We start from the raw sequence: 14,884 nt of genomic DNA on the forward strand, positions 1-14,884 counted from the left end.
ATCTCATCATGAGACGCCGTTGAAACATGGTTCATTTTACCAATACTTCTTTAGTGTCACTAGTGAAACCATGTTTCTCTACAAAGACACAGAGATTATGAAAAGAAACGTTCAATTATCCATTGATAACCGACTGCACCGGCGTAAACCCCGACAATCCCCATCACTCCTGATAAAACAGGCGGCGCTGGGATCGGTAATTTAATTGCTGAAAAAACAACACCAACAATCAAACCTGCAAATATAGACAATAGAACTTCATTCATAATTAACTCTCTAGATTCTCATTATATGTATGCATTAAACATAGTTTATTTTTGATAATCTAGCTGTGTTTCTCTTTACTATGTTCCACATTATATCAAGTTAATTTAGCGCTTATGTTTCTAACGAGTAACGCAATCGGTTTGCATCTCAAACTTTTTGCATAAAAAAACCCGCAACAAATGCGGGTTTTTAGGTATCTAACTTACTCTATAATGATTATAGAGATAGGAATAGACCGGCGATTGTTGCTGACATTAGGTTTGATAATGTACCAGCAGCAACAGCTTTCATACCCATCTTAGCGATGTCATGACGACGTTCAGGAGCAAGGCTACCTAAACCACCAAGTAGGATTGCTACAGAAGAAAGGTTAGCAAAGCCACATAGTGCGAATGAGATGATTGCTTTTGTCTTATCAGACAGTACAACTTCAGCGCCTTCAGCTAGGTACGGTGCAAAGTTTAGGTAAGCAACGAATTCGTTAACTACTAATTTTTGACCCAAGAAAGAACCCGCAATTATTGCTTCTTCCCACGGCACACCGATAAGGAAGGCAACTGGAGCAAATACATAACCAAGAATAAGCTCTAGCGTAATTTCTGGCATACCAAACCAACCACCAACACCACCTAGGATACCGTTGATTAGTGCAATTAGACCGATGAATGCAAGAAGCATTGCACCTACGTTTAACGCAAGTTGCATACCTGTTGCTGCACCAGCCGCTGCCGCATCAATTACGTTTGCAGGCTTGTCTGCGCCTTCTTGCTCTAAAGCATCAAATTGTTCAATCGGCGTTTCCGTTTCTGGTTTAAGAATTTTAGCAAATAAAAGACCACCAGGTGCTGCCATGAATGATGCTGCGATTAGGTACTCTAAAGGTACGCCCATAGAGGCATAACCTGCAAGTACACCACCAGCAACAGAAGCAAGGCCACCACACATTACTGCAAACAATTCAGATTGCGTCATTTTTGGAATGAATGGACGAACAACTAGAGGTGCTTCTGTTTGACCAACGAAAATATTCGCAGTAGCAGATAGAGATTCCGCACGAGAAGTACCAAGTGCTTTTTGAAGCGCGCCACCTAAGAAGTTGATAACTACTTGCATAATGCCTAAGTAGTAAAGAACCGCGGTTAGTGAAGCGAAGAATACGATGACAGGAAGAACACGCAGTGCGAAGATGAAACCGCCGCCGCCAAATAATTCAAACATTTTACCAGATACTAGGCCACCGAATAAGAATTCGATACCTTTGTTACCATAGTTTATTACATTAGCAACCGCTTCAGATGCACCTAAAAGTACATCACGACCCACTGGTACATAAAGAATGAATGCACCTAAAAGAAATTGAATGGCAAAAGCGCCACCGACAGTACGTAGATTGATTGCTTTGCGGTTATCAGATAGAAGTACTGCAAAAGCAAGCAGTGCTACAATCCCAACCAAGCTCATTAACAGGCTCATAGTTAAAAGTTTCCCTAAAATTGATTGTTGGCGTGTTTCAAATTAGCGGGGGCGATTATACTCATTGAACTACCAATAAAGTAATGCCGCGGTCACATATTCTGCCAACGTACATCATAGATTCATTCATTAATGTGATCTTTATCACTAGCAAATACCTAAAGATTCATCAATTACATCTAAAGGAATGACTAATAACTCAAATCCCAAACAAATCATTGGCATTTCTATAAACTGCATTCGCAATCGTTTTCTTTGATTCATTTCTAAGCAAACATAAGCATTCAAAGATATTTAATACCCTATCAGGTGAATTTATTTCTCCTTGAAAGCCACTTAATGGCATGTCAGGTGCATCAGTTTCTAACAAAATTTTACTCAATGGGATCTGAGATATTACGTCTTTTGTTTTTTTAGCTCGCTCGTAGCTAATGATCCCTCCAACTCCAATTAAGAACCCTAAAGACATAAATTGCTCCGCCTGTTGCAAGCTGCCACTAAAACCATGGATAACACCGCCTTTACTTAATTTCATTTCTCGTAATATTTTCAAAACAACATCATGACTTTTTCTACTATGAATAATTAAAGGCAGTTCATATTGCTTAGCTAAAAAGCATTGCTTTTGAAACACATAGATTTGAGCCTCTTTATTACATTCTGGGTCCCAGAAATCCAATCCACACTCACCAATGGCAACACACTTATCTCTGCGTTCGATGACAAATTGCGTTAAAGAGGCCACTTCAGATTGGTGATCATTTGAGATAAAGAGAGGATGAATGCCTAAAGCATAATAAATCGATTCATGCCGCTGTGATAAGGAAGCGACGTTAGTCCAATTAAATTGATTCACACTAGGTACAATAAATTTACTGACGCCTTTCTTTTGAGCTTTTTGAAGGTAATACGCTTCATTTTCAGAAAAAGGAGAAAAATCCAAGTGACAATGAGAGTCAATAAATTCAAATGTCATTATTCACCTTCTTTTTTATATGGCACACAACTGCGTTTATTTTCAGGAGTTAAACCAAGAGATTTGCACCATCCATCATATTTTTTTATCCATTGTTTAATTATTTTCCACATAAGTAATCTTTAACTCCATGACCAAAAACATCTGTTAATTAAACTATAGATACAAAAACGGAGTCCATTAAGACTCCGTTTCATTTATTTGATAAACCGCTAATTAGTGTTCGCGAGTTGCTCTGAATTGAACCTCAGGAAAACGCTCAGACGCTAAATTCAAATTAACCATTGTCGGTGCAATATAGGTTAAATTATTGCCACCATCTAACGCAAGGTTAGTTTGGTTTTTACGTTGGAAGTCGTCCATGATTTTACCATCTGTACATTCAACCCAACGAGCGGTTGCTACACTGATACCTTCATAAATAGCTTCAACGTTATATTCAGATTTCAAACGAGAAACAACCACATCAAACTGAAGTACACCAACCGCACCAACAATCAAATCATTGTTTTGTAGTGGACGGAAAACCTGTACAGCACCTTCTTCTGAAAGTTGAACAAGACCTTTAAGCAGTTGTTTCTGCTTTAGTGGATCTTTTAGGCGAATACGACGGAACAATTCAGGGGCAAAGTTTGGAATGCCTGAGAATTTTAAGCTCTCACCTTGTGTAAACGTATCGCCGATTTGAATGGTACCGTGGTTATGTAAACCAATGATATCACCCGCATACGCCGTCTCAGCACGAGAACGATCGCCCGCCATGAAAGTTACCGCATCAGAAATACTGACACTCTTACCTGTACGTACGTGGTTCATTTTCATGCTTTGAGTATAAGTACCTGACACTATACGCATAAAAGCAATACGGTCACGGTGCTTAGGATCCATGTTTGCTTGGATCTTAAATACAAAGCCTGAGAATTTTTCTTCTGTTGCTTCAACTGGACGCTCTACTGCTTCACGCGTTTGTGGCGCAGGAGCCCATTCAGTTAAGCCTTCTAGCATATGGTCAACACCAAAGTTACCTAGTGCGGTACCAAAGTAAACAGGCGTTAACTCACCAGCAAGGAAAAGTTCAAGATCAAATTCAGGGCAAGCACCCATTACTAACTCTAGCTCTTCACGAACATTCGCAGCTAACTCAGCGCCAACAGCTACATCTAACTCTGGGTTATCTAAACCTTTAATGGTACGAACTTCTTGAATCTCATGACCGTGGCCTGATTCATACAAGATCGTTTCATCACGGTGAATGTGATAAACACCTTTAAACTCTTTACCACAACCGATAGGCCATGAAATAGGTGCACAAGCCATTCCTAGCTCGCTTTCTACCTCATCAAGCACTTCCATTGGGTCACGCACTTCACGGTCTAATTTGTTCATAAACGTAACGATGGGTGTATCACGTAAACGTGTTACTTCCATTAGTTTACGCGTACGGTCTTCGACACCTTTCGCCGCATCGATAACCATTAGACATGAATCTACTGCTGTTAAGGTACGGTAGGTATCTTCCGAGAAATCTTCGTGTCCAGGAGTATCAAGAAGGTTAACTAGGCAACCGTTAAATGGAAATTGCATTACTGACGTAGTTACCGAGATACCACGTTCTTTTTCCATTTCCATCCAGTCTGATTTTGCGTGCTGGTTTGAACCACGACCTTTTACCGTACCCGCTTTTTGAATCGCGTTTCCGAATAATAATACTTTTTCAGTAATGGTTGTTTTACCCGCATCCGGGTGAGAAATGATGGCAAACGTTCTGCGTTTACCCACTTCTTGTAAAAAAGACATAAGCGTTGATAATCCTGTAAGATTTCAGAAAGGATGTAATTAGGCGAGATTATACTCAAAGACGTTGATTATCTAAAGCACCGAATTAAAAGAATATATAACTCATGATAATGGCGTCTTCCTTACCATTAGCTGTTGGGTAGTAATCGTGGCGTCGAGTCACTTCATTAAACCCTTCAGATTCATATAAAGCAATCGCGTTAACATTACTTTCGCGCACCTCAAGCCAAGCAGACTCAGCACTTTGTTCCATACACATATCAATAAAAAACTCAGTCAATTTACGACCAAACCCTTTTCTTTGATACGCAGGATCTATCGCTATATTAAGTAAAGTGACTTCTCCCACCACATTTTGAGCATAGAAATAGCCTATAACTTGATCGTTTTCTAGCATCACTCGGTGTTGCGCGCAGCGACTATTCAAATCACGGATCATTGATTCAGCCCAAGGGTGTGAATGTGCCGCTCTTTCAATTCGCCAAATATCATCTAGGTGAGCATCAGAAATGCATTGAATATTAATGGTCATAAGAACAAATTTGTCGCCATAAATCGCGTCGTGATTGAGTATTAGTATGCATTTCAGAAAGAAGCGGCGAACTTAATGCTTTTACTTCTTCCAATTCAGTAACAGGCACACCTGAGAACCAGCACCATGTTAAATGATGCTCAGCTAAATACTCTAACGACTCAGAAGGAAGAAACAACGCCTGCTCTGGTAATAATTTCATACTCGCAAGAACCTTTCCAAAGAGAAAAGCATCACGCTCAGTAGGAATAGCAGGAGCTACAAATAGCAACTGACAAGTTTCAGGTAGCGATATGGTACTTGCTTCTAATGCAGGAAAGTATTCAGGTTGACGTACTTGCCAAACCGAAATATTCATTTCATTTAAAAACTGTAACGCTTGCTGTGGCATATCAATTCACCTGTCAATCTAAGGAGAAGAATACTATCAACATTCCAGTATTGATGCCACTTGAGTCGGAGGGATTAAAACGATAAATAAAAACGAATGCTCATTAATGCCAATGAGCATTCAATAAAAAGCTTACAATGCATCAAACTCAAGGCAATATTCGATCAATCCGGCTTTCCCTTCTATGAATTCGGGTGAGCACGCTTTAATCATAAATACCTCTTCTGGCACTTCCCATTTGCATTTCATACCATGCTTTTTGGCCGTTTCAAAACCAAAGCGTTGATAATAAGCGGGATCACCTAATACAACAGTCACGGGGTAACCGAGCTCGGTTAGCGTTTCTAACCCCTCTTTAATTAGAGTCTGGGCTATGCCTTGTTTTTGGTACTCTTTTTTAACGCACAAGGGAGCTAGCCCTTGCCAATTAAGGTCTTCACCATTAAGCATTACAGGGCTAAACAAGCAGTGTCCAATCACTTCGCCTTCATCCGTACAAGCCACTAATGATAAAGTTAAGTGACTGTTTTCACGTAAAGACATCACAAGCTTTGCTTCTGCTTCTGTTTCAAATGTCGTACGAACTAATCGATCAATCGTTAAAATATCCGCTGGCGCTTCAGTTCTAATAAGCATCTATCGTCTCTTTTACTTCTGGCTTCTGCAAGCCTTGTTGGACAAAATTAGCCAACGTCATTAATGCTTGGTTTAAATGCTTTGGTAATGAATCAAGATCTACACTGTCCATCAAGTTTTTCACTTCTAACCCAAGCTCTGTATCACCTTCAATTTTCAAGCGACGTTGGAAAAATAGAGTATCAGGATCTTCTTTACGGCCAGCAATCAAGATTAAATCATTTAACTGTCCGCTAAAACTCACATCATCACTCTCGATGTTGCTTGAGACTATCAGTTTTTCATCTTGATAACTGATAAACCAGTGTAATTCGAGATCAGTAATGGAAACTTTTAACCATTTATTTTCTAAGAACTCAAAATCACCATCTTCAAGCGCTTCATGGAATACTTGTTTTAATCCTTCGAGCAACACCTTCTGTTGCATTGAAACAGGTATTAACTTTGCAGGTGTTTTTAAGAACGATGCCGCATTTTTTACTATTTTTGAACGAATTTGATTAATCACGCTTAATTTCCATTACATTTGGTCGATAACGGTAAGCAGTATAAATTGATTGCCCGATACCTAACCTGTTTCTTATCAAAAAAAGCACTTATTGCTAATTAGGGTAGAAAATAGGGATTCATTCAAGGTATATTTTATTGTCCGACTTATAAATACTGATGATTATTATTAATTCTGGAAGTTATTAGTCTTCTTTTTACTAAAAAGCGGTAACACTATGTCTCTTTCTCAAATACAACATTGGCTTCCTTTACTAACAGATAATAGTCCATTTCTGTTTGCTATTTTGGACTCGGATCATAATTATGTGACCGTAAATAATCGCTACTGCGAAATCAGTGGATTAAATAGAGAAGAGTTATACGGTCGTTCTGATAGTGATATTTTAGGATCTCATTTCTATTCTTCACTTAAGGCGTATTATAGTAGAGCGCTAAATGGAGAGAAAATTGAAGCTGAAATAACTCTCGATGACCACCGTTTTGATACCAGCCTCCATTTCAGTCTATTCCCTATCGAACAAGATAATAATACCTATATCGTTTTTCACGCTGTCGATACCTCTGAGCGACAGCAACTGCTTAGCTCTTTGAAAGAAAGCGAATCAAAATATCATAAACTCACCGAACTGCTTAATGACGCTGTCTTCTTAATTGAAGGTGACATTATTGTCTCCGCAAATACCGCCTCAGCTAAAATACTTGGTTTTAATAAAGCCAGTGAATTTATCGGTGAAAGTATTGAGCAACTGTTAACTCCTGCAAATAAAAACCAATCATTATCAGAAGCTATTATCACTTTAGCGTCAGAACAACCATTAATTGTGAGAACGACCGTTAATTGCGGTACGCGAACAGAACTAACCTTAACCGTTGAAGAAACACACATTTTAGGTAGCCCTGCTCATTTAGCTATTGTAAAAGAACATAAAAAACAGACTGCTGTTGCAAACCAAGTTACCGCATCACAAATCGATTTATTAACAGGGATCTATAACCGGCATGGTTTCACTCATGTTATTGAAAAAATGATTAAAGAAGATATTCCTTTTTTCATGCTCTATTTGGATATCGATAACTTTAAAAACATTAACGACTCTTTAGGCCACCACATTGGCGATAGAGTATTAAAAGAAATTTCAACACGCCTACAGAAATTACTTCCCAAACATGCAATAGTTGGTCATCTAGCCGGAGATGAGTTTGGTATTCTTTTTCCAAAACCTGAACATAACCAAATCCTTGAGCAACTAGCTGAAAAAATTATAAAACTGATCAATCAACCTTTTGACCTAGTTCATTTCTCTAAACGACTCGCTTGTTCTATTGGTAGCGTTCAATACCCAACAGATGGGACAGATGCTCGAAGCTTGCTACAAAATGCTGATACCGCAATGTACGAGGCCAAAGATCGTGGTCGAAATCGATTAATCAAATTTCATGACCAAATGAACAAAGAAGCAAGGATGCGCTTATGGTTAGAAATAGAACTTCAAAAAGCCTTACAAAACAATGGTCTTGAAGTTTGGTATCAACCAAAAGTAAGCGCTCGTGATTTCAGGATCAATGGCGCTGAAGCGCTTGTACGTTGGAAGCATCCTGTAGAAGGTTATATTAGCCCAGCTCGATTTATTCCCGTTGCTGAACGCTCTGGCTTGATTGAAACGCTAGGTAAAGTGGTCATGCGTGAAGTATTCCGGACAGTAAAAGAATGGAGAAGCCAAGGGATTTTACCAGGAAGAATTGCCATCAACCTGTCACCAGAACAATTTGGTAATCCTCTGTTACTTGAATACATGGAGCGACTATTAAAAACAACTCAAGTGGATCCAAACGACATCACTCTTGAGTTAACTGAAAGCGCAGTAATGAGTGATGGTGAGCATGCCATCCAAATGCTTGATGCGATTAAAAAGCTTGGATTTACCCTTTCTATTGATGACTTTGGTACGGGTTATTCCTCTTTAGCTTACCTTGCTCGCTTCCCACTCGATGAATTAAAGATTGATCGTGGTTTCATCAGTGAAATAGATACACTGCCCAAACAAATTACTATTATTGAAAATGTGATTAATTTAGGTAAAAACTTGAATATGGCTATCGTCGCTGAGGGGGTAGAAACCAGACAACAAGCGATGCTGCTATCAAGTTTAAACTGTGACTCTATCCAAGGCTTCCACTTCCACAAACCTCAACCAAAACATGAGATTGAAGCGCTATTAGTACAGAACAAACGCTCAAGATAATCAAATACCTACCTACTTAATACCTAGATATTGGCTCCCACTTTCTAGGTATTACAACCTATTATGTAAAATTAAATCAAAAAAAGTCATCTTTAATACTATTTAATACCAAGACGTCATTAATACAACAAAAGAACCAAAACCTGCCTTAAATCAAGTTTCAAATTTATCTTATCATTATCATAGAGCATCAGATTTTTGTAACTAGGTATTCTTATGGAACTCCTCTGCCCAGCTGGTAATTTACCTGCTCTAAAAACCGCAATTGATTGCGGTGCCGATGCGGTTTATATCGGTTTTAAAGACGATACTAATGCTCGCCATTTTGCAGGTTTAAATTTCACCGGTAAAAAGCTTGAGAAAGCAGTGCAATACGTTCACGACCATAATAAGCACATTCACGTTGCTTTAAATACATTTGCTCACCCAGATGGATTTAGTCGTTGGACTAAAGCGGTCGATAATGCAGCAGCTATGGGGATTGATGCATTAATTATCTCAGATATTGGGGTTCTAGAATACGCGGCGAACACTTATCCAGATTTAGAACTACACTTATCAGTTCAAGCTTCTGCAACCAACGTTGCTGCAATTGATTTCTATAAAAAGAATTTCAATATCAAGCGTGTTGTCTTACCACGAGTGCTCTCTATTCATCAGGTAAAGCAACTATCACGCAATCTAACCTCGGATGTGGATTTAGAAGTTTTCGCCTTTGGCAGTTTATGTATCATGTCTGAAGGCCGTTGTTACTTATCTTCTTATATGACAGGCGAATCACCAAATACGGTTGGTGCTTGTTCTCCAGCAAAATACGTTCGCTGGCAAGAAACAGAAAATGGCCTTGAATCGCGATTGAATAATATTCTTATTGACCGTTATGGTGACGGTGAGAATGCCGGTTACCCAACACTTTGCAAGGGCCGCTTTGATGTAGAAGGAAAAACATTCCATGCATTAGAAGAGCCTACCAGTTTAAACACTTTATCTCTTGTTCCTGAACTTTTCGCTGCTAATGTGGCTTCTGTGAAAATTGAAGGTCGTCAACGTAGCCCTGCTTATGTCGAACAAGTAACACGAACTTGGCGAGCAGCTATTGATCGTTATAAAGCAAATCCTGAAGGTTATTCTGTGGAACCTAAATGGGATGCAACTCTGGCAAATGTATCTGAGGGAACTCAAACAACCCTTGGTGCTTATCATAAGAAGTGGCAATAGGAGAACATTATGAAATATGCATTAGGTCCACTTTTATACTTTTGGTCTAAAGAGAATATCGAATCTTTTTATCAGAAATCGATAAGCAGTGAAGCAGATATTATTTATTTGGGCGAGAGTGTTTGTTCAAAACGTCGTGAAATGAAACCAAAAGATTGGTTTGCTATTGCTAAAGATATTTCTGACTCAGGTAAGCAAGTCGTTTTATCGACGATGGCGCTCTTAGAGGCACCAAGTGAAGTCAATGCCATGAAAAAGTACATTGATAATGGTGATTTCATTATTGAGGCTAACGATGTTTCTGCAATCCAATTAGCGTCTGAGAGTAAAGTTCCATTCGTCGTTGGACCAGCGGTTAACTGTTATAACGCTCAAACCTTAAACTTATTTTTAAAACAAGGTATGACTCGTTGGTGCATGCCTGTTGAACTATCGCGTGAATGGTTACAAAACGTATTAATGCAATGTGACGATCTAGGGATCCGCGATAAGTTTGAAACTGAGGTATTCAGCTATGGTTATCTACCATTAGCATATTCAGCTCGCTGCTTTACCGCAAGAGCAGAAAACAAACCAAAAGATGAGTGTGAGACTTGTTGTATCAAGTATCCAAACGGCATCACGGTAAATAGCCAAGAAGGGCAAGAAGTCTTTACTTTAAATGGTATTCAAACCCAATCAGGCTACTGCTATAACCTTATCAATGATTTACCAAGCATGGAAACGTTGGTTGATGTGGTGCGATTAAGTCCATTAAGTGTAGAAACCTTTAGCGAAGTATCTAAATTTAAAGCGAATGAAGCAGGTGTTGAGAAGTTTGCGCTAAAAGATGCTCGTCAATGCAACGGTTATTGGCACAATATCGCAGGGCTAGACATCCAAATCTAATTAATTAGATAGCCCTTCATAAACAAAAAGCCCTTACTTCATTAAAAAATAAGGGCTTTCATAAACACTAAATACAGAGTTATTCCGCTAACGCTTCTTCTTTTAACACTTCTTTTTCTGAACGTTCAGCAACAGGAACTGCTTTCGCTTCTAATGCTTGCTGTTCTTTTATCTTCTGCTCTTGTAACTCGCGTAATGATTGATAGATTTTACCAAGCTCAACAAAAGAGTAGCGATGTTCAACATATTCATACACATTGCCTGCCATTGCTAATTTATACAGAGCAATCGCATTAGAGTAATCGCCTTCATGTTGATAACGCTTAGCTAAGTAAAAATACCCTTCCGTTAGTTTTTCTGCCAACGCGACGTTATTACGAGTGGTAGTCAGAAGCTTTTTATAGAACTCATCTTCTAAGGTCTCTTTTAAAATAAGTCCGGCAAGATCCCATCCAAAATCTTCATCCGCTCTTTGTCGATATTGTTTTTGGAAAGTCTCTGTGGCTACTTTCGCATCCACTTCTAACCCAATCCAATATAACCAAATGGCACGATATGGGTCTCGTGGTGCATCGTTATAATGTTTTGTGGCAATTTCATAAGCTTGATCGTAACGCTCGCCATAATAAAGGGCGATGGCTAGATTACGCTCTGCAAATTGATTCGATGGATCTAGCTCTAATGCAGAATCTAATGCCTCATAAGCACCATCAAAGTCCGTATTTTGCGTGTAATACACACCTAAAATATTAAAAACATCACTTTGATCTGGCTTTAAATTTAGGGATTGAGTGAAATCTACACGCGCTAAATCACGTAAACCTAAACTGTCATTAATTAAACCACGTTCATAGAACATTTTAGAACGAGTAATATCATCAACATCTGGTCGTAGTAATAATTGGTCTAAACGAGACAACTGGATCTCTTGCTGGATGCTTGGCTGCAAAGGAACCGCCATTGGTGGGTAACCCCAACCAGAGGAGTTTGATGCACACCCTGATAATACTAATACTGCGCCTACTAACGCAACTCGAATCCAATTCACTCATTTTTCTCCTATGATAAGCTGACTTCTTCTAACTACAGTTAAAAGAAAAGGGAGCATTTCTGCTCCCTTTATAACACGCTTTAAATCAAAAGACTGTAATCAATAAGATTATTCTGCGTCTTTAACTTCAGCAGCTGCTGCTGGGTTTAGCTCAGCATTTGCTTCTTTGATACTTAGACGGATACGGCCTTGACGGTCGATCTCTAGTACTTTAGTTTGCACTTCTTGGCCAACTTGTAGGTGGTCAGCTACTTTCTCGATACGCTCTTCAGCGATTTGAGAAATGTGTACTAGACCTTCTTTAGGACCAAGAACAGTAACGAATGCACCGAAATCAACGATACGCATTACTTTACCTGGGTAGATTTTACCCACTTCAACTTCAGCGGTAATCTCTTCGATACGACGAATGGCTTCTTGTGCAGCAGCACCTTCAGTCGCAGCAATTTTGATAGTACCATCGTCTTCGATTTCGATAGTTGTACCCGTTTCTTCACAAAGAGCACGAATAACCGCGCCGCCTTTACCGATAACATCTTTGATCTTATCAGAGCTGATTTTCATTGTATGGATACGTGGAGCGAATTCAGAGATATCTTCACGAGCACCAGAGATTGCTTCGTCCATAACAGTAAGGATGTGCTTACGCGCACCTTGTGCTTGGTTTAGAGCGATCTGCATGATCTCTTTAGTGATACCTTCGATTTTGATGTCCATTTGAAGAGCAGTAATACCTTCGTTAGTACCTGCTACTTTAAAGTCCATGTCACCTAGGTGATCTTCGTCGCCAAGGATGTCAGAAAGAACAACGAAATCGTCGCCTTCTTTCACAAGACCCATAGCGATACCAGCAACAGACGCTTTAATTGGAACACCAGCATCCATAAGTGCTAGAGAAGTACCACATACAGAAGCCATTGAAGATGAACCGTTAGATTCAGTGATTTCCGAAACTACACGTACTGTGTATGGGAATTCTTCAACAGAAGGCATAACCGCTTGGATACCGCGTTTAGCTAGTTTACCGTGACCAATTTCACGACGCTTAGGAGAACCAACAAAACCAGTTTCACCTACACAGTATGGAGGGAAGTTGTAGTGTAGAAGGAAGTGGTCTTTCTTCTCACCCATTAGGCTATCGATGATTTGTGCATCACGTTGTGTACCAAGTGTTGCAGTAACAAGCGCTTGAGTTTCACCACGAGTGAATAGAGAAGAACCGTGTGTACGTGGAAGAACACCAGTACGTACGTCTAGCGCACGAACCATGTCTTTTTCACGGCCATCGATACGTGGGTGACCAGCAATGATGCGGCTACGTACCACTTTTTTCTCTAGAGAACCAAGCATGCTACGGATTTCGCGCTCATCTAGTTCTTCATTTTGAGCTAGAAGTGCTTCAACAGCTTCATTTTTAATTACGCCAACTTGCTCGTAACGCGCCATTTTTTCAGTAATTTGGTACGCTTCAGAAAGACGAGTTTCTGCAAGCTCAGCAACTTGTGCTTTAAGCTCAGCGTTTACTTCTGGAGCAGTCCAATCCCAAGCAGGAGTAGCAACTTCAGCAGCAAACTCGTTGATAGCTTTGATTACTACTTGTTGTTGTTCGTGACCAAACACAACAGCAGAAAGCATTTCTTCTTCAGATAGGTTGTCAGCTTCTGACTCAACCATTAATACTGCGCCTTCTGTACCAGACACAACTAGGTCTAGTTTAGAGTTTTCAAGCTCAGTGTTTGATGGGTTAAGAACTAGCTCACCATTGATGTGACCAACACGTGCTGCACCGATAGGACCATTGAATGGAACACCTGCGATAGAAAGTGCAGCAGACGTTGCGATCATAGTGATCATGTCTGGGTTTACGTCTGGGTTGATAGACACAACCGTAGCAATAACTTGAACTTCGTTTTTAAACGCACTTGGGAAAAGTGGACGAATTGGACGGTCGATTAGACGAGCCGTTAGTGTTTCGCCTTCTGAAGGACGACCTTCACGCTTAAAGAAACCACCAGGAATTTTACCAGCAGCGTATGTACGCTCTTGGTAGTTCACTGTTAGTGGGAAGAAATCTTGACCTGGTACTGCGTCTTTTTTAGCGACCACAGAAACGAATACTGATGTATCGTCCATGCTTGCCATAACAGCAGCTGTTGCTTGACGAGCCATTACGCCCGTCTCAAGAGTTACGGTGTGGTTACCGTATTGGAATGATTTTACGACTGGATTCGCGAACATTATTTTTCCTTTATTCTTAACACTCAAACCATTTCTGGCTGAAATTAAGAAAATTTAAGTGATAATTCAATCTATTACCAATCGCGACTAGTACAAATTTACTGAGTAAAAGATAACTTGTAATAGTCGCGACCTAGTGGCCGACTTCGGTGACTGTAATAGATGAACAAAATTATAGCGTTAAAAACGCACACTGCGATTTCAACGGCCATAGTATACCCCAATTAGGGCAATATGCGAGGTTCAGAAATGAAAAAGGAGAGTTATACTAAGCTATGTGTTTATTGCAGACACAAAAAAAGGAGCGATAAACGCTCCTTTTTGTCAAACTGTCTTTACAGACATCGCAAATTAGCGACGTAGGCCTAGACGTTTGATTAGATTTTGGTAACGCTCGCTGTTTTTACCTTTTAGGTAATCAAGAAGCTTACGACGGCTAGAAACCATACGTAATAGACCACGACGGCTGTGGTGATCGTGCTTGTGATTAGCGAAGTGACCTTGAAGGTGGTTGATAGAAGCAGTAAGTAGTGCTACTTGTACTTCTGGTGAACCTGTGTCGCCTTCAGATTGTGCGTATTCTGCAACGATTGCTGCTTTAGTTTCTGCATTCAGAGACATAATGCTCTCCTGATAAGAGTTGTTTAATATATGTAGCAGCCAA

At 39.8% G+C, this 14,884-nt stretch carries 15 protein-coding genes; 3 read left to right on the plus strand and 12 right to left on the minus strand.

What is annotated here, in order from left to right; translation table 11 throughout:
• Positions 1-95: 95 nt before the first annotated feature.
• From PVK62_RS08510 to ubiT, 9 genes are all read right to left on the minus strand, one after another.
• Positions 96-266, minus strand: a complete 171-nt coding sequence (locus PVK62_RS08510; protein ID WP_122036690.1) for a XapX domain-containing protein — start codon at positions 264-266, stop codon at positions 96-98.
• A 217-nt stretch (positions 267-483) separates the two neighbouring features.
• A complete protein-coding gene (locus PVK62_RS08515) occupies positions 484-1,740 on the minus strand; it encodes a NupC/NupG family nucleoside CNT transporter (protein WP_274444090.1) in 1,257 nt (418 codons plus the stop codon).
• A 199-nt stretch (positions 1,741-1,939) separates the two neighbouring features.
• A complete protein-coding gene (locus PVK62_RS08520) occupies positions 1,940-2,716 on the minus strand; it encodes a TatD family hydrolase (RefSeq protein ID WP_274444089.1) in 777 nt (258 codons plus the stop codon).
• The gene (locus tag PVK62_RS17670) at positions 2,716-2,829 is read right to left on the minus strand and encodes a DUF5363 family protein (RefSeq protein WP_338000111.1); all 114 of its coding nucleotides are present in this window, start codon (positions 2,827-2,829) and stop codon (positions 2,716-2,718) included. The genes PVK62_RS08520 and PVK62_RS17670 overlap by 1 nt, the downstream gene beginning before the upstream one ends.
• 103 nt (positions 2,830-2,932) lie before the next feature.
• A complete protein-coding gene (prfC, locus tag PVK62_RS08525) occupies positions 2,933-4,513 on the minus strand; it encodes a peptide chain release factor 3 (RefSeq protein WP_274444088.1) in 1,581 nt (526 codons plus the stop codon).
• A gap of 85 nt (positions 4,514-4,598) precedes the next feature.
• Positions 4,599-5,045, minus strand: coding sequence for a ribosomal protein S18-alanine N-acetyltransferase (gene rimI, locus PVK62_RS08530; RefSeq protein ID WP_274444087.1), 447 nt, complete (start codon positions 5,043-5,045; stop codon positions 4,599-4,601).
• Positions 5,035-5,436: a DNA polymerase III subunit psi gene (locus PVK62_RS08535; protein ID WP_274444086.1), complete on the minus strand. Its 402-nt coding sequence runs from the start codon at positions 5,434-5,436 to the stop codon at positions 5,035-5,037. The genes rimI and PVK62_RS08535 overlap by 11 nt, the downstream gene beginning before the upstream one ends.
• A gap of 132 nt (positions 5,437-5,568) precedes the next feature.
• Positions 5,569-6,072: a GNAT family N-acetyltransferase gene (locus PVK62_RS08540; protein ID WP_274444085.1), complete on the minus strand. Its 504-nt coding sequence runs from the start codon at positions 6,070-6,072 to the stop codon at positions 5,569-5,571.
• Positions 6,062-6,580 (minus strand): ubiquinone anaerobic biosynthesis accessory factor UbiT, encoded by a 519-nt coding sequence (gene ubiT / locus PVK62_RS08545; RefSeq protein ID WP_274444084.1) that lies wholly within the window; start codon positions 6,578-6,580, stop codon positions 6,062-6,064. Before ubiT ends, PVK62_RS08540 begins: the two co-directional genes overlap by 11 nt.
• A 217-nt stretch (positions 6,581-6,797) precedes the next feature.
• On the opposite strand from ubiT, the gene PVK62_RS08550 reads away from it, so the two are divergent.
• The 3 genes from PVK62_RS08550 (at position 6,798) to PVK62_RS08560 (ending at position 10,931) form a co-directional block, all read left to right on the plus strand.
• On the plus strand, positions 6,798-8,825 hold the full coding sequence (locus PVK62_RS08550) for a sensor domain-containing protein (protein ID WP_274444083.1): 2,028 nt from the start codon (positions 6,798-6,800) through the stop codon (positions 8,823-8,825).
• Positions 8,826-9,041: 216 nt separating this feature from the next.
• A complete protein-coding gene (ubiU, locus tag PVK62_RS08555) occupies positions 9,042-10,043 on the plus strand; it encodes a ubiquinone anaerobic biosynthesis protein UbiU (protein WP_274444082.1) in 1,002 nt (333 codons plus the stop codon).
• Positions 10,044-10,052: 9 nt separating this feature from the next.
• The gene (locus PVK62_RS08560) at positions 10,053-10,931 is read left to right on the plus strand and encodes a U32 family peptidase (RefSeq protein WP_274444081.1); all 879 of its coding nucleotides are present in this window, start codon (positions 10,053-10,055) and stop codon (positions 10,929-10,931) included.
• Positions 10,932-11,010: 79 nt separating this feature from the next.
• Here PVK62_RS08560 and nlpI read toward each other — a convergent pair whose 3' ends face one another.
• The 3 genes from nlpI to rpsO form a co-directional block, all read right to left on the minus strand.
• Positions 11,011-11,979, minus strand: a complete 969-nt coding sequence (nlpI, locus tag PVK62_RS08565; protein WP_274444080.1) for a lipoprotein NlpI — start codon at positions 11,977-11,979, stop codon at positions 11,011-11,013.
• 111 nt (positions 11,980-12,090) lie between these two features.
• Positions 12,091-14,220, minus strand: coding sequence for a polyribonucleotide nucleotidyltransferase (gene pnp / locus PVK62_RS08570; protein WP_274444079.1), 2,130 nt, complete (start codon positions 14,218-14,220; stop codon positions 12,091-12,093).
• Between the two features lie 351 nt (positions 14,221-14,571).
• The gene (gene rpsO, locus PVK62_RS08575) at positions 14,572-14,841 is read right to left on the minus strand and encodes a 30S ribosomal protein S15 (RefSeq protein WP_060992441.1); all 270 of its coding nucleotides are present in this window, start codon (positions 14,839-14,841) and stop codon (positions 14,572-14,574) included.
• Between the last annotated feature and the right edge of the window lie 43 nt (positions 14,842-14,884).

The organism is Aliivibrio sp. S3MY1 (assembly GCF_028765575.1).
In the GTDB taxonomy this organism is placed as follows: Bacteria; Pseudomonadota; Gammaproteobacteria; order Enterobacterales; family Vibrionaceae; genus Aliivibrio.